Raw genomic sequence first — 19,391 nt, 5'->3', positions numbered from 1 at the left:
GAAAGGACGAACGCGCCTTTTAGAGCGTAAAGCGCATCACGGGCTGAATTTGCCGATACTGAATTTATCTGTGTTAATGCAAAAAATCCGGGCGCGCCTCAAGGGTTATCGCATGGCACTCACGCGCATTGTGTTCTCTTAGCACCAATTTCTGCCATTTTCAGAGAAGCGCAAGGGGCAAAATAGCCTGTATTTCGCCCAAAAACCACAGATTCAAAACAAATCTCCTTCTTTGGTCCCCTCCAAAAGGTTTCACATGGCTCACAATCAACTGTGCAGTGAATGTGAGCATCCCAAACACCAGATAAAGCCATGTAATGGATTTGGAATGGTCCAAAACCGGCCACAATCCACTGGCTGACTGCCCTTTATATTGCGGGCCGTCCTTTGGTCATCAGAACCTTGAAAATATGCCATATAGGAGGTTTTCATGTTTCATCGTACCACATTAACGCCCTTAGGTCGTTTGATTGCCTATCTGTGGTTTATCGCCTATAGCGCCATGGTGGCGGGACTGGTCGTAATCGCCGTGCGCAGCTTCTAGGTCCGCCCCCCTCTTTCGGCCAAATCAGCCGTTCAGCGCTAAGGACTATAGGCGCACGCCGATCCTTCGCTTATGGTGCGGCCATGATGTTTCATCCAACCAAACACCCCACGTCGTCACCGAAGGCGCGCACCACTCTGAACGCACAGGCATTGGCCTGCCGACGCGGGCAGCGCTTCTTATTTGCCGGGCTGGACTTTTCCCTTGAGCATGGCCGGATCCTGATCTTGCGCGGTCCCAATGGCAGCGGCAAAACCAGCCTGTTGCGCCTTTTGGCCGGATTGTCGCGTCCAGAAGCAGGCCAGCTTTTCTGGTGCGGCATGGCCGTTCCCCCATCCGGGGCCGGATTATCGGAACAGGTGCATTATGTGGGCCACAGCTCCGGCATGAAAGCGGCCTTTTCCGTAACCGACAATCTGCGCTTTTGGGCGCGTTATCTGGGCGGCGCAGAGGACCGGCTGGAGGCAAGCCTTGAAGCTCTGGACCTTGAAGCTCTGGCGCATCTGCCGGTCGGGGCCTTATCCGCCGGACAACAAAGACGAGTGTCTTTGGCGCGGCTATTGGTGGCTCCGCGCCCCTTATGGCTGCTGGATGAACCCACTGTGGCGCTGGATAGCGACAATCAACATCGATTGACGGGCCTGATCCAGACCCATGTGCAAAACGGCGGCATGGCGGTGATCGCCACCCACACCCCCCTTGGCGTGGACGGGGCAAACCTTGATCTGCGCGATTTCCAACCAGAGGCACAGCATATGGCCCATGATCCCCTTTTGGCTTTCGAGGACTGACCGGTCATGCTGGCTGCTTTCTTCTCGTTGATCCTGCGCGATATGCGCCTTGGCTATGCACAGGGCGGCGCAGCGGGATTGGTGATCGCCTTTTACGCCATCACCATCAGCCTGTTTCCCTTTGGTGTGGGACCGGATGCTGAAATACTGGCGCGCATCGCTGGCGGGGTTTTGTGGATCGCTGCGCTTTTGGCAGCGCTGCTATCGCTGGACCGGATGTTTCAAGCGGATTTCGAGGATGGCTCGCTGGACTCGCTAACATTGGGCCCATTGCCTTTATCTTTGGTGGCGCTGGCAAAAGCGCTGGCCCATTGGCTGTCCATGTTGCTGCCTTTGGTGATTTTATCGCCGCTCTTCGGGCTGATGCTGCATTTGGATGGAGCCAGCATGCGCGTGGTTTTGATTGCCCTTTTAGTCGGCACCCCGGCTCTTAGCCTGATCGGGGCCGCCGCCGCTGCCCTTGCTGTGGCGGTGCGGCGCGGCGGGGCTTTGATTGCGCTTCTGGTGCTGCCGCTTTATATCCCCACATTGATCTTCGGCGTGGGGGCGGTAGAGGCTGTTTCCGGCCTTGGATCGGTATCGGCCAATATGTCCTTTCTGGGGAGCCTGAGCCTGATCTTTGCGGTTTTGGGCCCGCTGGCAGCCGGCGGTGCCTTGCGCCTCGCACTTGAGTGAAACTTGGCGCTGGAATGAAGACCACGCTTTGCATCCGGCTTTGGAATGACGCTGGCAGCATGCACAGAAGAGCCTATATTGGCACGATAGGAAAAACAGAGCCATCATGCCGCACCCTGCCGCATTTTGTTGCGGGCGGCCATTTGGAAGGGTAGAGCACAGATCATGCACTGGTTTGCGAATCCGGCCCGTTTTATCCGGCTGGCAGATAAAATCCTGCCTCTCACCCTGCCTTTGACCGTGGGGCTTTTGGCCGTGGGGTTGTATCTGGCGCTTGTGGCCTCCCCTGCCGATTATCAACAAGGCGACACGGTGCGCATCATGTATATCCATGTGCCCAGCGCCTATATGGCCCTGTTTTGCTATATGATTGTCGCTGCTGCTGGGTTTTCCACCCTTGTATGGCGACACCCTTTAGCGGATGTGGCCGGCAAAGCAGCGGCCCCCATCGGCCTTGCCTTTACCGGCCTTGCGCTGGTCACCGGATCTTTATGGGGCAAGCCCATGTGGGGCGCATGGTGGGTGTGGGATGCACGGCTGACCTCGGTGCTGGTGCTGTTTTTCCTTTATCTTGGCTATATGGCCATTTGGGGAGCCTTCGAGGATCGCTCGAAAGCCGCCCGGGCTGCGGCTATTCTGGCTCTTGTGGGGGTGATCAACATCCCTATCATCAAATTTTCCGTGGACTGGTGGACCACCTTGCACCAGCCCGCCAGCCTGTTTCGCGCCGATGGGCCAAGCATCGACCCCAGCATGAGGCCACCGCTTTATGTGATGCTGGCCGCCTTCCAGTTCTATTTCTTCACGGTGTTTTTGTGGCGGATAAAGGGTGAATTGGCCGCGATCCGTCTCAATGCGTTGCGCTATGCCGGGGAAGCCCCCCGATCCGCCTCTCCGAAAGAAGAGCAGCCATGAATGATTTTCTCTCCATGGGCGGCTATGGAGCCTATATCTGGGCTTGCTATGGCCTTGTTTTGATCGTGCTTTTGGGGCTTGGCATTGTGAGCTGGCGGACACAGAAAACACGCAGCCATCGGGCCGATGCCTTAAAGGCCGCCCAACCGCGTCGCCGCCCCGGCGCCACCCTTGGCACATCTTCTAAGGTACAGCCATGACAGCCCTGCGCGGACAAAAAGCCTGGACTCGCAAGCGCCGACGCTTTTGGTTGACGGTGCTGGCTTTGCTGACATTGGCGCTGGCGGCTTTTCTGATTTTTCGCGCACTGGACGAGCAGCTTTTATATTTCCGGCTCCCCAGCGATGTGGCCGATGAAGCCCCTGAGCCGGGGCGGGCCTTCCGTCTGGGGGGGCTGGTAGAAACAGAGTCGCTGGTAAGGCTGCCCGACGGGATGAGCGTGCGTTTTTCCGTCAGCGATGGTGAAAACGCCCTGATGGTTCACTATACGGGCATTTTACCGGATCTGTTCCGCGAAGGTCAGGGCATCATTGCCGATGGCCGTTTGGATGAAAACGGGCTGTTCATTGCCGACCGGGTGTTGGCCAAGCATGATGAAACCTATATGCCAAAAGAGGTCTATGACGCCATCAAGGAACGCGGACATCCCGATGGCGCCACCCCTTCGGGAAAAACGCCATGATCCCTGAAATTGGCCATTTTGCACTAATCTTGGCGCTGCTTTTGGGCGTGATTGCCGCCACTGTGCCACTTTATGGGGCGGCCCGCACCAATGGCCGCCTGATAGCGCTTTCCGGGCCTTTGATGCTGGGCCAATTCTTGTTTGTCGCCATCGCCTTCGCCGCCTTGATGCACGCTTATCTGATATCGGATTTTTCCGTACTGAATGTGGCGGAAAATTCCCATAGCCTGAAGCCTGTGCTTTATAAAATTTCCGGCGTGTGGGGCAATCACGAAGGCTCGCTGGTTTTGTGGGTGCTGATCCTGACGCTGTTTGGCAGCCTTGTAGCGCTGTTTGGCCGCGCCCTTCCCCCAAGCTTTCGGGCACGGGTGCTCGCGGTGCAGGCGATGATCGCCGTGGCATTTTTGCTGTTCATGCTGTTCACCTCCAATCCGTTTGAACGGTTGCTGCCTGCCCCCTTGGAAGGGCGCGGCCTCAATCCTTTGCTACAAGATCCCGGTCTGGCCTTTCACCCGCCGCTTTTATATTTGGGCTATGTGGGCCTGTCGGTGGCCTTTTCCTTTGCTGTGGCGGCACTCATTGAAGGGCGCTTGGGGCCGGTTTGGGCGCGTTGGGTGCGGCCCTGGGTTTTGCTGGCATGGATGGCCCTGTCAGCCGGCATTGCCTTGGGATCATGGTGGGCCTATTACGAACTGGGTTGGGGTGGCTGGTGGTTTTGGGACCCCGTGGAAAATGCCAGCTTCATGCCGTGGCTTGCGGCAACGGCGCTTTTACATTCCGCCATTGTGATGGAAAAACGCGATGCTTTAAAGCGCTGGACCGTTCTTTTGGCCATTCTCAGCTTTTCCATGAGCCTGCTTGGCACCTTCCTTGTGCGCTCCGGCGTTTTGACCTCGGTCCATGCCTTTGCCGTTGATCCCGAACGGGGCGTGTTCATTCTGATCTTGCTGGGCGTCTCCATTGGCGGCTCGCTGGCACTTTATGCATGGCGCGCCCAAGCCTTGGAGCCGGGCGGACTCTTTGCCCCCATCAGCCGCGAAGGGGCTTTGGTGCTCAATAATGTGCTGTTGTCCATTGCCGCGGCGGTGGTGTTTGTGGGCACGCTTTATCCGCTGTTTCTCGATACGCTGACCGGGGCCAAAGTTTCTGTAGGCCCGCCCTTTTTTGAAATCAGCTTCGTGCCATTGATGTCGCTCTTGCTGGTTGCCCTTGGCTTTGGGCCTTTACTTGCATGGAAACGCGGCAATCTAAGCCGCGCGGCGAAGCTTTTATGGCCAGCCATCACAACGGCATTTATTGCGGTCTTGCTGGCTTGGATAATCTGGGGCGCGGGGCCGGTGATGGCCTTTGCGGGCTTTGGTCTGGCGGGATGGCTTTTGGGAGCCATTGCGGTGGATATGGCGCAAAAAGCACAAATAGGCCGGACACCCTTCGCAAAGGCCCTGCGCCGCCTTTTCGGCCTGCCGCGCGGCGTTTGGGGCATGTGGCTGGCCCATCTTGGCCTTGGTTTCTTGGTATTCGGGATCACCGCATCGGAAAGCTGGACGGTTGAAAAACTGGTTCTTCTGGCCCCCGGCGATACGGTAGCCGTTGGCGCCTATGACATGACCTTTCAAGGCGTAGAGCCGGTGGCCGGCCCCAATTACACCGCCGTTCGCGGCCAGTTTTCCGTGCAAAAGAATGGCGCATTTCTTACCGATCTCTATCCAGAGCAGCGCAGCTTCTCTTCTCCGCCCATGGAAACCACCGAAGCGGCCATTTATCCGCTGATCGGGGGCGATCTTTATGCGGTGGTGGGTGATCCCGACGGGGATGGCCGATGGTCGGCGCGGCTTTATTTCAAACCGTTGATTTCGTGGATCTGGCTGGGTGTGTGCCTGATGGTACTGGGCGGGGCCTTTTCTTTGAGCGACCGGCGCTTGCGGGTGGGAGCCCCAAAGCGCAAGGCCAAAAGCCTTCCCCAAAAACCGCTTATGGACCCCGCTGAATAGGAAAGGAGTGCCGCCCATGCGTCCCATTGTTTGGGTGCCGCTGATCGTCTTTGCCGCCCTTGCAGCCGCACTCGCTGTGGGCCTGAGCCTGAAGCCGCGCGACATTCCCTCTGCCTTGATCGACCAGCCGGTGCCTTCCTTTGATCTGCCGCCCTTGTGGGACAAAGGCACGGGCCTTTCCAATACCGATCTGGCATCGGGCGATGTGGTGCTGGTGAATGTCTTTGCCTCATGGTGCGCGCCATGCCGCATCGAGCATCCCTTTTTGATGGATCTGGCCCGCGAAGGTCTGACGATCTTTGGCCTGAATTATAAAGACGACCCGGAAGACGCCCTCGCGTTTTTGGGAGAATTGGGCAATCCCTATAAACAGATCGGTGCAGACCGGGATGGCCGTGTAGGCATTGATTTTGGCGTTTACGGGGTGCCGGAAAGCTATGTGATTTCCGGAGATGGCCGCATTTTATACAAACAGATCGGGCCGGTTTTACCGCAAAACCGCGCAGAGCTGCGCGCCGTGATCGAAAAGGCAAGCGCACAATGATCCGCGGCTGGCACAATATGCGCTTCGGCTTTGCCCAAAGTGTGCGCCTGATGGCCGTGCTGCTTTTTGTCCTGCCGTTTACCGCCCAAGCGGTGGCGGTGGACGATGCCCCCCTTGCCGATCCGCAAAAAGAAGCCCGGGCCCGGGAAATCATGGCGGGCATCCGCTGCCTTGTCTGCCAGAACCAGTCCATTGAAGATTCCAATGCGGATCTGGCCCGCGATTTGCGCGTGCTGGTGCGCCAACAGGTGGCTTTGGGCAAAGACCGCGATCAGGTGGAAGCCTTTCTGGTGGCGCGTTATGGGGACTGGGTCTTGCTCAAGCCGCCGTTCAATCTGCGCACCCTAGCCCTATGGGTGTTCCCACCATTCCTGTTATTGGCCACATTGACCGGCTTATGGATCAGGGCAAAAGGTGTCCGCCGCAAAACATCCATAGAGCCTCGTCCCTTGAGCGAGGAAGAAAAGACCCGACTGGCTGCCCTGCTGGATCAAGAAGGAGGCCAGCCTTGACCCTGATTATTTTCCTCGGCATGGCGGCCTTCGCCTTGGCTCTTACCGCCTTTGCCCTGTTCCGTACTCCACGATCAGGAGACCGGAAAGCCGGTGATCTGGCCATTTATCGCCAGCAATTATCAGAACTGGAAGCAGATCAGAACCGCGCCTTGATCGGTGCCGAAGAAGCCCGCGCAGCCCGGATCGAGATTGAACGGCGGATCTTGGCGCTGGACAGCCCAAAATATAGCGAGAGCACCCGGCAAAGTGCTTCCCATCCCTTTGCCATTTTGATGGGGGTGGCCATTCTTTTGGCCCTGTCTTATCCGCTATACCGGCATCTGGGTGCGCCGGGCACCAAAAGCGCCCCGGCTCCATCGGCAACCGCCATCGCCCAGTCCGCCACCGCCGATGGCGGACCCGATATCGCTGCTCTGCTCGATCAATTGGAAGCGCGTTTGAAAGATCAGCCTGACCGTCTGGACGGGTGGGTCTTGTTGGGGCGCACAGCCTTTCGCGCCGATCAGCCACAACGCGCTGTCCGCGCCTATAGGCAGGCTGTCCGGCTTGCCCCCGATGATGCCGAGCTTCAGGCCCGGCTTGGCGAAGCGTTGATTTCGGTTGCCGAAGGCCGCATCACGCCCGCCGCCGATCTGGCCTTTGCGCGGGCGCTGAACCGCGATCCCCAGAATGCCACCGCCCATTATTATGTGGGCTTGGGATTGTTGCAAAATGATCGCCCCCGTGAAGCCCTCACGCGCTGGAGCGATCTTTTGGCAAACAGCCCCGACGACGCCCCTTGGCGGGCCGATTTAAGCGCCCGTGTAGCCCGGCTGGAAGCGGCGCTTGAACAGCGCCAGTCCCTTGCAAGACAGGGCGAACAAAGCGGGCTTCCCGCCCTTGATGCCGCCAGTATTGATGCAGCATCCCAAATGTCTGAAGACGAGCGCACTGCCATGATCACCGGCATGGTGGACCGGCTTGCCGCCAAATTGGAAGCCCGGCCCGATGATTTTGAGGGTTGGCTTCAACTGGCCAAAGCGTATATGGTTCTGGGAGATGAGGAGAGCGCGAGGAACGCGCTGGACCGGGCGCGCAGCGTTGCACCGCCGGATCGCCTCGAAGAAATCGACCGTCACCTGAATACTCTGTCGAGATAACAGCGCCAAGCGCTGACCGGAGAGCCGTGCCTTTGCAGGTCTGAGAAGGCCAATATGCATGGACTTCGATCACCGCCAAAGCGTTGGATAACAGGAGACTATCGTGGCAAGCCCTACCCCTTTGTCTGCGCTTTTGGCCCCGTTAACCAAAGCCGCCCGCCCGGACCCGCAACCGGCGCGGACAGACAATTTTACCCGCCGCAATCCGGAGGAACCGACATCGGAAACGGGGCGGGCAGACAATGCCTCGACAGATTTGGAAATTGATCAGGCCCGGCAAGATCTGTCGCAAACCTTGGCGCAATTCGGGCGGGAAGCGGTGGGACGTCCTTCAGAAGGACCGGCCTTTCAAAGATTGGGGCAAATCATCGATATTCGCGTATAACCAGACCGTCTTTTCTCTTTTCAATCGCTTTTCAACGCCCAGTCTTGTGCCCATTGCGTGCTGGACGCCACGCTTTTGTCGCAATACGCTGTTAGCGCGCTTAAGACGATGATCCCATTGGATCACAACACAAAATACACGCGGCCTAAACAGGAGCCTGCCATGACCTCGACAATCGCGCTGGTCGATGATGATCGCAATATTCTCACCTCGGTCTCTGTGGCACTGGAAGCGGAAGGCTTTATGGTGCGCACCTATCCCGATGGCGATAAGGCTCTGTCTGCGCTCAGCGAAAAGCCTGCCGATCTTGCGGTTCTCGATATCAAAATGCCGCGTATGGATGGCATGGAATTGCTGCGGCGCTTGCGGGAAGTGACCGATATGCCGGTGATCTTCCTGACCTCGAAAGACGACGAGATCGATGAATTGCTGGGCCTGAAAATGGGGGCCGATGACTATGTGGGCAAACCCTTTTCGCAACGCTTGTTGATCGAACGCATCCGCGCCGTTCTGCGCCGCGCCGAAGCGATGAAAACGCGCACCCATGGCGCCCCGCCCGCACCGGGTGAAGAAGACAAGACCATGGTACGGGGCAAGCTGGTGCTCGATCCTTTGCGCCATTCGGTGACATGGGATGGTCGGGATGTCACATTGACCGTGACCGAATTCATGATTCTGGAAACTTTGGCACAGCGCCCCGGCCATGTGAAAAGCCGTGATCAACTGATGGACGCCGCCTATACGGATGATGTCTATGTGGATGATCGCACCATCGACAGCCATATCAAAAGGCTGCGCAAAAAATTCCGTATGGTCGATGATGAATTCAAAGCGATCGAGACACTTTATGGCGTTGGATATCGTTACCGCGAAGCCTGATATCAGCGCCGACAGCCAGTAACAGCCTTATGGCCAAACAAAGCACAGCGCAAAAATCGGGCAAGCACGGGAAGACAAATCCTGACTCACCCGCGCGGCCATCCCGGCGGCTGCGCTTGCGCGGCCCTGTTTCGCCTATCGTTTTGCGAATCATGGCGGTTAATCTGATCGCCTTGATGATCATTGTCGGCGGTATTTTCTATCTGACGGAATTTCGACAAAATCTGGTGGACCGTCGGCTGGACCAGCTTTTGGTGCAGGCGGAAATTCTGGCGGGGGCCATCGGCGAATCCGCCACCGCAGGCCCCGAAGCCAGCGATATCCATGCACCGGAAGCGCGGCTCATCATCTCTCGCCTTGTGGGGCCATCGGTTACCCGTGCGCGCCTGTTCACCATTGAAGGCGATCTGATGGTGGATAGCCGGTTTCTGGCCTCCAGCCGCGCCGTGATGGCTGAACCCTTACCGCCTTTGGGCCTTAAAAAGCCTTTTGGCGATCGGCTTCTGGATACGGTCAACGGCCTTTTGGATCAAATCTCGGACCGGCCAATTTTTCCGGCCTATCGCGAATCACCCACCCAACAGGCCAGTGATTATATCGAAGTGCTTTCCGCGTTGACTGGCGAATCCGGCACCCGCATCCGGTCTTTGGACGATGGCACGCTCTTGCTTTCCGCAGCATTCCCGGTCCAGCGCTTCCGCAGGGTGTTGGGGGCTTTGATGGTCACCGACAATTCGCGCGACATCGAACAGATCGTGCGGTCCGAACAGATCATGATCTTGAAAGTTTCGGGGGCGGCTTTGGCGGCCACATTGCTGCTGTCGATTTTTCTCGCCTCCACCATCGCCCGGCCCATTCGTCGTCTGGCGCTGGCAGCGGAAAAGGTGCGTCACGGCATTGGCCGGGAATCCACTTTGCCCAAGCTCAATCGCAATGATGAAATCGGTGATTTATCGCTGTCTTTATCGGATATGACGCAAGCGCTTTATCATCAGATCGATGCCATTGAAGCCTTTGCCGCCGATGTCTCCCATGAATTGAAAAATCCTTTGTCCTCTTTGCGCTCTGCCGTGGAATCCCTTGGTCGCACCAATAAACCCGATATCCGCGAACGGCTTTTGGCGATCATTCAAGAAGATGTGGGGCGGCTGGATCGGCTGATTTCCGATATTTCCGATGCGTCACGACTGGATGCGGAACTGACCCGCGCGCGTATGGAGCCGGTGGATATGGGCGTTCTGGTGGCAATGCTGGTGGATGCCAACCGCACCCGTGAAGACCATCATGTGCCCAAAATCCATTTCCATGAGCCAGAACCGGGCACCATGATGGTACGCGGCCTGGAAAGCCGACTCGGGCAGGTGGTGGCGAATCTTTTGGAAAATGCCATTTCCTTCAGCCCCGAAGGAGGCACCGTCACCGTCGCCCTGAACCGCCAAGACCATATGATCGTGCTGGTGGTGGATGACGAAGGCCCCGGACTGCCACAAGGGGCCGCCGAACGGATCTTCGAGCGCTTTTATTCCGAACGGCCCGCCAGCGAAGATTTTGGCACCCATTCCGGTCTTGGGCTGTCGATCTCGAAACAGATCGTGGAAGCCCATCACGGCGCCATCACCGCCGAAAACCGCTTTCCGCCGCTGGCCGATGAAAAAGAAGATGCGCCCAAAGGCCGCGCCAAAGCCCGCTCAAAAGGCAAAAGCAAGGCAAAGGCGAACGCCAAAGCGCAAAAGGCAAATCCGGCTCCAGATCCCACGCCGGAGCAGGCCGCCGCCACGCAAAACCAACCTGTTCTGGGGGCACGCTTTCAGGTCTATCTTCCCCGCGGGTAACAAAATATTTCAAAGAAAAGACGGGACAGGTCGATTGCCTGTTGACCTATGGGCCGACTTCGCCAACCGTTCCCCTCATGACTCTTGTGCATGCCAGTTGTGTTGCGCTTGAAAGAGGGGCCGTTTTACTGCGCGGCCCTTCGGGAAGCGGCAAATCAGACCTCGCTCTCCGTCTTATCGACGGGGGGGCTTTGCTGGTGGCCGATGATTATGTCGCCTTGGCCCCTCGCGACGGCCTTTTGATGGCGCACCCACCCGAACAATTACGGGGCCTTTTAGAGGTGCGTGGCATTGGATTGGTTCGGCTTGATTATCTGCCCAGCGCACGGATAAGATTGATCGTGGACCTGCTTCCACCTGACGCCATCGAGCGCCTACCCAAACCACAAACCGAAACCGTCGAGGGGGTTGTTTTGCCCCGCATCGCCTTGACAGCCTTTGAACCTTCGGCCAGCGCAAAAGTGCGCATGGCCTTTACCCAAAGCCTTCACCAACCGGATATGCCCGATGCCACGACCTGCCTCTGACGATCGGCAAAAAATCATTATCGTGACCGGAATGAACGGGGCGGGGAAAAGCACCGCTCTCAAAATTCTGGAAGATTTCGGCTATGAAGCGGTGGACAATTTGCCGCTGTCTTTGCTGAACCGGCTTTTGAAAACCGGGCTGGATTCAGAACATCCCGAAGAAACGCGCCCCATTGCCGTGGGTGTGGACAGCCGCACCCGCGCCTTCAGCGCCCCTGAATTCCTGCGTCAGGTGAACGCCTTGCAAGCCCGGCCAGATTATGACGTGACGGTGCTGTATTTCGATTGCTCTGACGAGGGATTGAACCAGCGATATTCCGAAACGCGCCGCCGACACCCTTTGGCCATGGACCGGCCGGTACAAGACGGAATTACCCGTGAACGGGAAATCATGGCTCCCCTGAAAGCCAGCGCCGATTTTATCTATGATACCAGCGGCCAAACCATTCATGACCTGAAACGGCGGCTGGGGATGCGCTATGCGCTGCATGAATCTTCCGGGCTGTCGATCAATGTGATGTCTTTCGGTTTTGCACGGGGCGTGCCGCGCGATGCGGATCTGATGTTCGATGTGCGGTTTTTGCGCAATCCCAATTACGATCCCGATTTGAAGAACCTGACAGGACGGGAAAAGGCCGTGGCCGATTATGTGGCCGCCGATGCCAATTTCGACCCTTTCTTCAAACGCATATCGGATCTGGTGCTGTTTTTGCTGCCGCTCTACCATCAGGAAGGGAAAAGCTATCTGACCATTGCCTGTGGGTGCACCGGCGGGCGGCACAGATCGGTTTTTGTTGCGGAAACTTTAGAAAAAATCTTGGAAGAAAAAGGCTATCGGGCCAACATCATTCACAGGGACGCAACCTATGGGCATCCAAAAGAATAAACATATCAGGGAGAATAGACGATGATCGGCCTGGTGCTGGTAACACATGGTCGCCTTGCGGAGGAATTCGTTGCTGCCATGGAACATGTGGTGGGGCGGCAAGAGCAGGTGCGCGCCATCGCCATCGGCCCCGATGACGATATGGAGGAACGCCGCGCCGAAATTGCCGGAGCGGCTGAAGAAGTGGATAGCGGTGACGGGGTGATCCTGCTCACCGATATGTTTGGCGGCACGCCGTCCAATCTGGCTATTTCGCTTTTGGGGCAAGGCAGTGTCGAGGTGATCGCCGGCATAAACCTTCCCATGCTGATCAAGCTGGCAAGCGTGCGGGCCAACGGATCGCTGCATGAAGTGGTGGCCGCGGCACAAGAAGCAGGGCGACGCTATATCAATGTTGCCAGCCGGGTGCTGGCGGGCGATGCCGATGAGGACAATACGAAATCTTCATGACCCAAATATCAGACTCCCCATCCATTGAAAAACGAGTCGAACTGGTGAACAGCCGGGGGTTGCACGCCCGGGCTTCGGCGAAATTCGTCAAGACGGCGGAAAATTTCAACGCCACCATCTCCGTAGAAAAAGACGGAATTTCCGTGTGCGGCACATCGATCATGGGGCTGATGCTTCTGGCCGCCGCACGCGGTGATCATGTGCTTTTGCGCGCCAGCGGCGATCAAGCCCATGAAGCCTTAAAAGCCCTGTCCGAGCTGATTGCCGACCGCTTTCAAGAAGCCGACTGACAGCCGGTTTCATTGCTCTTGTCTGTTTTGGCGCGACCGCACAGGATATAAAGATTTCTTTATCTTGTGCCTGTGCGGCAGGCATTGCTATAAGCCCCCAAAGCCATTCCGGTCCCATCCGGCAAATAAACAGGAGTTCTTCATGAGCGCTGCACCCGACTTCAAAGTCAAAGACATGTCCCTCGCCGATTGGGGCCGTAAGGAAATTTCTCTCGCGGAAACCGAAATGCCGGGCTTGATGGCTTTGCGCGCCGAATATGGTGACCAAAAACCCCTCAAAGGGGCCCGCATTGTCGGCTGCCTGCATATGACCATCCAGACCGCCGTCCTGATCGAAACCCTGACCGCTTTGGGGGCCGAGGTCCGCTGGTCTTCATGCAATATTTTTTCCACTCAGGATCAGGCCGCCGCAGCCATTGCCGCCACCGGCGTTCCGGTTTTTGCCTGGAAAGGCGAAACCGAAGAAGAATATGAATGGTGCATCCGCCAGACCATTGAAGGCAAAGACGGCTGGCGCCCCAATATGATTTTGGACGATGGCGGCGATCTGACGACCATGATGCACAAGGATTATCCCGAGCTGATGGCCGATGTGCGTGGCATTTCCGAAGAAACCACCACCGGCGTTTTGCGCCTTTACGATATGCAGAAAGCCGGAACGCTTTTGGCCCCCGCCATCAATGTGAATGACAGCGTCACCAAATCGAAATTCGACAATATGTATGGGTGCCGCGAAAGCCTGACCGATGGCATCAAACGCGCCACGGACATCATGCTGGCAGGAAAGACCTGCGTGGTCGCAGGCTTTGGAGATGTGGGCAAAGGCTCTGCCGAAGCGCTAAGAAGCCAGGGCGCCCGCGTTGTGGTGACCGAAATCGACCCGATCTGCGCCTTGCAAGCCGCGATGGAAGGCTATGAAGTGCGCACCATGGAACAGGCAGCGCCGCTTGGCGATATCTTTGTCACGGCCACCGGCAACAAGGATATCATCACCCTTGAGCATATGCGTGCCATGAAGCACCGCGCCATTGTGTGCAATATTGGCCATTTCGATAATGAAATCCAGGTGGCTGGTTTGCGCAATATGAAATGGACAAATATCAAGCCGCAGGTGGACGAAGTCACCTTCCCCGATGGCAAGTCCATCATTTTGCTGGCGGAAGGCCGTTTGGTGAATCTGGGCTGCGCCACCGGCCATCCCAGCTTCGTCATGAGCGCCTCTTTCACCAATCAGGTTCTGGCGCAAATGGACCTTTGGAACGACAACGGCACATATGAAAAGAAAGTCTATGTGCTGCCCAAGCATCTGGATGAAAAAGTCGCCGCTTTGCATCTGGAAAAGCTGAATGTCTCGCTAACCACACTCAGCGAAGATCAGGCTGCTTATCTGGGTGTGAGCCAAAACGGGCCGTTCAAATCCGACCATTATCGCTACTAAACAGAAAACTTGTGCCGGACGCCTGCACCGATCCTTGTATCCGGGCGTCCGGCTTGTTTATGCTCCAGTCCGATGGTTGGATTTTGTAAGCGTATTTTAACCACGCGCCTGTCCGAAGGAATGGAAGCCCATGATGCCGCACATATCGGTGCTTGTTGCAGCAAGCGAATCCGGCATCGCATTGGATCAATCCACTGCGCTTTTCCCTGAAGACATTCTTCCCCTTACAATTTTGTTTCTTGCCGCCCTGTTCTGGATGGTTCTGGCCGTTTGGGCCATGCGTCAGCGCGGCCATGCCGCCAGCGCCCGACAGATCGCCGAACGCGCCAATAATTTTTCTGCGGCAATCTTTAAATCAGCACCCGTGGGCTATTTGCTGTTCGATCGCGTGGGAAGCTGCAAGGCAGGCGGTAATGCCCAAGCGCTTTTGGGGCTGGCCGATATCTGCACCCGTCTGGAAGATCTCTGCCCCGATGATGGCATGGGCGGATTGACCCCCGAAGCCATGACCGCGCTTGAAGCGCAACTCAACATCCCGGCCCAAACATCCCGACCGGTTATGCTGACCACCCGCGATGGCCATGCGTTAAAGCTGTCGCGTGCTCTGGATTATGTGGACCCGGACCGCTTGGACCGGTTGCTGTTTTGGCTGGAAGACGAAACCGAGCATCTGACACAGGCCAAGGCCCGCGAAACCGCGCTCAAAGCAGATACGATCGAAAGACAAAGACTGCGCGCCGTGATCGATGCTGCGCCCTTTCCCATCTGGTTGCGGGGCAAGGATCTCGATCTGGTTCTGGTCAATCAGGCCTATGTGCGCGCCGTCGAGAAAACATCGGCGCAAGAGGTGATCTCGACACAAACGGAGATCGTCAATAATGCGCTCACCGGTTCATCGCGGGACAGTGCTGCACGGGCGCGGGATGCGGATGAAATCGTCCATGAACGCCATTTTGCGGTGATCAGTGGCGAACGGCGGGCTTTATCACTCACCGACAAACCCGTTGGCGGCCTGATCGCAGGCTATGCGGTGGATGTAACGGAAGCCGAAGAAAAGCGCGCCGAATTGGCCCGTGTGATCGATGGACATGCAGAAACGCTGAACAGCCTGTCCAGCCCCGTGGCCATCTTCGATGCGGATCAAAAACTACAGTTTTTCAACAGCGCCTTTTCCCGCCTGTTCCGCTTGTCTGACGATTGGCTGATGGACCGCCCCGACCATGCCAGCCTTTTGGAAGCCATGCGTGAAAAACGCCGCTTGCCCGAACAGGCGGATTTCCGGGCGTGGCGCACAGAACAACTGGACCTGCATCACAATCCCGATTCGGTGGAAGAGCTCTGGCATCTGCCCGATGGCAGCACCTTGCGCATGGTGGGCCAACCGCATCCCTTGGGCGGGCTGTTGCTGTTGTTTGAAGATGTGACCGACAAGCTGGCCCTTGAAAGCAGCTATAATGCCTTGATCGCCGTACAGCGCGAAACCCTGAACAATCTGCACGAAGCGGTGGCGGTGTTTGGCAGCGATGGCCGCTTGAAGCTGTTCAACCCCACCTATGCCGATATCTGGTCGCTGGATGCGGACATTTTAATCAGCGAACCGCATTTTGGCGATATTCTCGATCTTACCCGCGATGTGCTTTATCAGGGCAGCGATTGGCCCGCCATGCGCGAACGCCTCTTGGGGCAAATGAGCGAACAACGCGCCCATTCGGGGCGCTGGCACCGGCCTGATGGGCGGGTGATCGATTATGCCATTGTTCCCCTGCCCGATGGCCGCACACTTTCCACCCATATTGATGTGACCGACAGCGTTCACATGGAACATGCCCTTCGGGACCGCAATGAGGCTTTGGAAACCGCCGACCGCCTGAAATCGGAATTCGTTGCCAATATGTCTTATGAATTGCGCACACCGCTCAATTCCATCATCGGCTTTTCGGAAATGCTGATGACCGAGATTTACGGCCCGCTGGTCGACAAACAGAAGACTTATCTCAGCTATGTGCTCAGCGCCGCCGCGGAATTGCGCGACCTGATCGACGATATTCTCGATCTGGCGGTGATCGAGGCCGGGGAGATGAGCCTCAATATCAAGAATATGGATGTGCGCGATCTGGTGGAACACAGCGTCGCCATCAGCCGCGAACAAGCCCGCAAGGCCGGCGTCATTCTGGAATGTACCGTGGAAGACTCTTGCGGCACCATCGAAGGCGACCCAAGGCGGCTGACGCAGGCGATGTTCAATCTGGTGGGCAATTCCATCAAATTCACCCCCAAAGGCGGTCATGTCCGCGTTCTGGCACGCCCCCATGGCAACACGGATATAGAGCTGGTGGTCAGCGATACCGGCATGGGCATCAGTTCGGAAGATCAGGCCACCGTGTTCAAGAAATTCAGCACCGGATCGGACGTTCATAACCGCAAAGGCGTGGGGCTGGGCTTGTCTTTGGTACAAAGCTTCATTGAACTGCATCGCGGAACGGTGGATCTGGTATCCGCCCCCAATGAAGGCACCACCGTCACTTGCCTTTTGCCGCGCCATCAAACGACCATCCCCGACAAAGCGCGCTGACGCAAGGTCCAGAAAAACACCATGACCGATGCTTTTCCCAGTTTTTCCTGTCCAACGGAACACAGCCTTTGCCAATTGGGTCAGCGCTTGTCTGTTCATCTAAAAACAGGCGATATGATTACCCTTAGCGGCGATCTGGGGGCTGGCAAAACCACGCTTGCCCGCGCCATCATCCGCGACCAGATGGGCGACCCGGAACTGGCGGTTCCCAGCCCCAGCTTTACCCTTGTGCAAGTCTATGACCGTGAAGCCGCCCCGCCCATCTGGCATGTGGATTTATACCGGCTGGAATCCCCCGACGATTTGCTGGAACTGGGCATCGAAGATGAAGTGGACGAGTCCATTATCATAATGGAATGGCCCGACCGCGCCGATGCGGCGCTTGTTCATGGCGCTTTGGACCTCCATCTTGCGATCACCCCCGACGGCACACGCATTGTCACAGCGCAGGGCCCGAAAGACTGGATCGACCGGATCGCCCCCTGCTTCAAGGACAGCCGCCCATGAGCCGCGAACAGGCGTTATTGACATTTCTGGACCGGGCCGGATGGGGCGATGCCAGCCGCCACCCTATCCCCGGCGATGCCTCTTTCCGCCGCTATGAGCGGCTGGTGCGCGGCGATCGCTGTGCCATTTTGATGGATGCCCCGCCACCCCAAGAAGATGTGCGGCCCTTTCTGGCAATTCTGGGCCAGTTACGGCGCTTTGGCTACTCGGCCCCCGCCGCCCTGTCCTGCGTCGTAAATGACGGCTTTTTGCTTCTGGAAGATCTGGGCGATCAAAGTTTCAACCAAGTAATCCAGGCCCGCGCCGATCTGGAAACACCGCTTTATGAAGCCGCCGTCGATCTGCTGGTGGATTTGCATAACCGTCCTGTTGCCGCCCGTCTGCCAGTGGTGGATCAAGTAGCGGATCAAGTGGCGGATCAGGTGCCAGACCATAGCATGCCGCCTTATGATGCAGCGCTTTTGATGCGTGAAGTCACGTTGCTGACCGATTGGTATCTGCCCGCTTTTCTCCCTGATCTGCCGGATGTGCAAAAGGCTGTCAGCGATTGGCAAGCGCTTTGGGACATTTTGTTTTGCCGTCTCGATTCCCGAAATCCGGTGCTGGTCTTGCGCGATTATCATGCGGATAATCTGATGTGGCTGCCCCACAGAAACGGATTGGCCAAAGTGGGGCTTCTGGATTTTCAAGATGCCGTACATGGCCACCGGGCCTATGATCTGGTGTCTTTGTTACAAGATGCCCGCCGCGATGTTTCGCCGCCTTTGGAAGCCGCCATGATCGCCCGCTATCTGGCCGGGCAACGCCTTCGGGGCACTCCCCTGGATGAAACCGCATTCCATCGGGATTATGCCATTCTGGGGGCACAACGGGCCGCCAAGATCATCGGTATCTTCACCCGGCTTTCAAAACGCGATGGCAAGGACCGCTATCTGGCGTTTCTGCCGCGCATGTGGGGATTGCTGGAGCGCAATCTTGCCGCCCATGATTGTGACGCGCTAGAAGCATGGCTCGATCGAACGATCCCCAAACCCACCCGCTCAAGGACCCGACCCAATGGCTAAAGACGCTGTTTCAAAAACCATTCCCTTGAAAATGCGCGCGCGCTTTGATGCGCCCGTTCCCAAAACCGCCATGCTGTTGGCGGCGGGTCTTGGCACGCGCATGATGCCACTTACGGAAGACCGCCCCAAAGCATTGGTAGAGCTGAACCATCGCCCGCTGATCGATTATACCATCAAGCATCTGGAACGCGCCGGAGTTGAGCGTCTGGTGGTGAATGTGCACGCCCATGCGGACCGGCTGCAAGAATGGCTGTCCAAACACGATACATCGCTGGATATCCGGATTTCCGACGAGCGGGACCAATTGCTGGATACCGGCGGGGCGCTTATGAAAGCCGCACCGCTTTTGGGAGATGATCCGTTTTTCGTGCTCAATTGCGATGCTTTTTGGTGCGATGGTTTGGTAGATACTCTGGCGCATCTGGCCAGCCGCTGGACGCCACAAGAAATGGACGCCTTGCTGCTTATCGTTCATTCCCGCAATGCCCTTGCCTATCATGGCCGTGGCGATTTCGAGATGGACCCGTTGGGGCGGCTGTCATTCCGTGCCGAACGCACCATCACGCCCTATGTTTATGCCGGTGTGCAGATCCTTGACCCTGCGGTGATCGAAACCGTTTCCGATCCTGTCTTTTCCCTCCGCAAACCTTGGGCGCAATCCGCCGAAAAAGAGCGGCTGTTCGGGCTGGTGCATGAAGGTGCATGGGCGCATGTGGGATCGCCCGATGCGGTGCGTCTGGTCGAACGCACTCTGCTCGATTAACA

At 57.2% G+C, this 19,391-nt stretch carries 21 protein-coding genes; all 21 read left to right on the top strand.

The features are described 5' to 3' along the window. The first annotated feature begins 627 nt into the window (after window positions 1-627). The 21 genes from ccmA to IEX96_RS04415 all read left to right on the top strand — a co-directional run bounded on the left by ccmA (window position 628) and on the right by IEX96_RS04415 (window position 19,389). The gene (gene ccmA, locus IEX96_RS04515; RefSeq protein WP_229773528.1) at window positions 628-1,335 is read left to right on the top strand and encodes a heme ABC exporter ATP-binding protein CcmA; all 708 of its coding nucleotides are present in this window, start codon (window positions 628-630) and stop codon (window positions 1,333-1,335) included. A 6-nt stretch (window positions 1,336-1,341) separates the two neighbouring features. Beyond that, window positions 1,342-2,010, top strand: coding sequence for a heme exporter protein CcmB (gene ccmB, locus IEX96_RS04510; RefSeq protein ID WP_150004437.1), 669 nt, complete (start codon window positions 1,342-1,344; stop codon window positions 2,008-2,010). Between the two features lie 165 nt (window positions 2,011-2,175). Beyond that, window positions 2,176-2,925 carry a heme ABC transporter permease gene (locus tag IEX96_RS04505; protein ID WP_150004436.1) on the top strand — a complete coding sequence of 250 codons (750 nt, stop codon included), beginning with the start codon at window positions 2,176-2,178 and terminating at the stop codon, window positions 2,923-2,925. Then, on the top strand, window positions 2,922-3,125 hold the full coding sequence (gene ccmD / locus IEX96_RS04500) for a heme exporter protein CcmD (protein ID WP_150004435.1): 204 nt from the start codon (window positions 2,922-2,924) through the stop codon (window positions 3,123-3,125). Before IEX96_RS04505 ends, ccmD begins: the two co-directional genes overlap by 4 nt. Continuing rightward, entirely contained in the window at window positions 3,122-3,607 is a 486-nt protein-coding gene (gene ccmE, locus IEX96_RS04495) for a cytochrome c maturation protein CcmE (RefSeq protein ID WP_150004434.1), read from the top strand. Before ccmD ends, ccmE begins: the two co-directional genes overlap by 4 nt. After that, entirely contained in the window at window positions 3,604-5,598 is a 1,995-nt protein-coding gene (locus tag IEX96_RS04490; protein ID WP_150004433.1) for a heme lyase CcmF/NrfE family subunit, read from the top strand. Before ccmE ends, IEX96_RS04490 begins: the two co-directional genes overlap by 4 nt. A gap of 16 nt (window positions 5,599-5,614) precedes the next feature. Next, window positions 5,615-6,142 (top strand): DsbE family thiol:disulfide interchange protein, encoded by a 528-nt coding sequence (locus IEX96_RS04485; RefSeq protein ID WP_150004432.1) that lies wholly within the window; start codon window positions 5,615-5,617, stop codon window positions 6,140-6,142. Beyond that, the gene (locus IEX96_RS04480; RefSeq protein WP_229773527.1) at window positions 6,139-6,654 is read left to right on the top strand and encodes a cytochrome c-type biogenesis protein; all 516 of its coding nucleotides are present in this window, start codon (window positions 6,139-6,141) and stop codon (window positions 6,652-6,654) included. The genes IEX96_RS04485 and IEX96_RS04480 overlap by 4 nt, the downstream gene beginning before the upstream one ends. After that, entirely contained in the window at window positions 6,651-7,796 is a 1,146-nt protein-coding gene (ccmI, locus tag IEX96_RS04475) for a c-type cytochrome biogenesis protein CcmI (protein ID WP_150004431.1), read from the top strand. Before IEX96_RS04480 ends, ccmI begins: the two co-directional genes overlap by 4 nt. 103 nt (window positions 7,797-7,899) lie before the next feature. Continuing rightward, complete coding sequence (locus tag IEX96_RS04470) at window positions 7,900-8,181, top strand: hypothetical protein (protein ID WP_150004430.1); 282 nt, start codon at window positions 7,900-7,902, stop codon at window positions 8,179-8,181. Between the two features lie 162 nt (window positions 8,182-8,343). After that, window positions 8,344-9,060, top strand: coding sequence for a response regulator transcription factor (locus tag IEX96_RS04465; protein ID WP_150004429.1), 717 nt, complete (start codon window positions 8,344-8,346; stop codon window positions 9,058-9,060). Between the two features lie 29 nt (window positions 9,061-9,089). Beyond that, the gene (locus IEX96_RS04460) at window positions 9,090-10,892 is read left to right on the top strand and encodes a sensor histidine kinase (RefSeq protein WP_229773526.1); all 1,803 of its coding nucleotides are present in this window, start codon (window positions 9,090-9,092) and stop codon (window positions 10,890-10,892) included. A gap of 77 nt (window positions 10,893-10,969) precedes the next feature. Beyond that, the gene (locus IEX96_RS04455) at window positions 10,970-11,419 is read left to right on the top strand and encodes an HPr kinase/phosphorylase (protein WP_150004426.1); all 450 of its coding nucleotides are present in this window, start codon (window positions 10,970-10,972) and stop codon (window positions 11,417-11,419) included. Then, window positions 11,400-12,305: an RNase adapter RapZ gene (gene rapZ, locus IEX96_RS04450; protein WP_150004425.1), complete on the top strand. Its 906-nt coding sequence runs from the start codon at window positions 11,400-11,402 to the stop codon at window positions 12,303-12,305. Before IEX96_RS04455 ends, rapZ begins: the two co-directional genes overlap by 20 nt. A gap of 21 nt (window positions 12,306-12,326) precedes the next feature. After that, window positions 12,327-12,755, top strand: a complete 429-nt coding sequence (locus tag IEX96_RS04445) for a PTS sugar transporter subunit IIA (protein ID WP_150000117.1) — start codon at window positions 12,327-12,329, stop codon at window positions 12,753-12,755. Next, window positions 12,752-13,045 carry an HPr family phosphocarrier protein gene (locus tag IEX96_RS04440; protein WP_188873523.1) on the top strand — a complete coding sequence of 98 codons (294 nt, stop codon included), beginning with the start codon at window positions 12,752-12,754 and terminating at the stop codon, window positions 13,043-13,045. The genes IEX96_RS04445 and IEX96_RS04440 overlap by 4 nt, the downstream gene beginning before the upstream one ends. A 142-nt stretch (window positions 13,046-13,187) precedes the next feature. After that, on the top strand, window positions 13,188-14,483 hold the full coding sequence (gene ahcY, locus IEX96_RS04435; RefSeq protein WP_150004424.1) for an adenosylhomocysteinase: 1,296 nt from the start codon (window positions 13,188-13,190) through the stop codon (window positions 14,481-14,483). Window positions 14,484-14,613: 130 nt separating this feature from the next. After that, window positions 14,614-17,055 carry a PAS domain-containing sensor histidine kinase gene (locus tag IEX96_RS04430; protein ID WP_150004423.1) on the top strand — a complete coding sequence of 814 codons (2,442 nt, stop codon included), beginning with the start codon at window positions 14,614-14,616 and terminating at the stop codon, window positions 17,053-17,055. Window positions 17,056-17,076: 21 nt separating this feature from the next. Further along, entirely contained in the window at window positions 17,077-17,562 is a 486-nt protein-coding gene (gene tsaE, locus IEX96_RS04425) for a tRNA (adenosine(37)-N6)-threonylcarbamoyltransferase complex ATPase subunit type 1 TsaE (RefSeq protein WP_150004422.1), read from the top strand. Then, window positions 17,559-18,626 carry an aminoglycoside phosphotransferase family protein gene (locus tag IEX96_RS04420; protein WP_150004421.1) on the top strand — a complete coding sequence of 356 codons (1,068 nt, stop codon included), beginning with the start codon at window positions 17,559-17,561 and terminating at the stop codon, window positions 18,624-18,626. Before tsaE ends, IEX96_RS04420 begins: the two co-directional genes overlap by 4 nt. Beyond that, window positions 18,619-19,389 carry a nucleotidyltransferase family protein gene (locus tag IEX96_RS04415; protein WP_229773525.1) on the top strand — a complete coding sequence of 257 codons (771 nt, stop codon included), beginning with the start codon at window positions 18,619-18,621 and terminating at the stop codon, window positions 19,387-19,389. The genes IEX96_RS04420 and IEX96_RS04415 overlap by 8 nt, the downstream gene beginning before the upstream one ends. The last annotated feature ends 2 nt before the right edge of the window (window positions 19,390-19,391 follow it).

The sequence above is a fragment of the Iodidimonas muriae genome, assembly GCF_014647255.1.
Taxonomy (GTDB): Bacteria; Pseudomonadota; Alphaproteobacteria; order Sphingomonadales; family Rhodothalassiaceae; genus Iodidimonas; species Iodidimonas muriae.
This window is presented reverse-complemented; position numbering and strand designations above follow the sequence as displayed.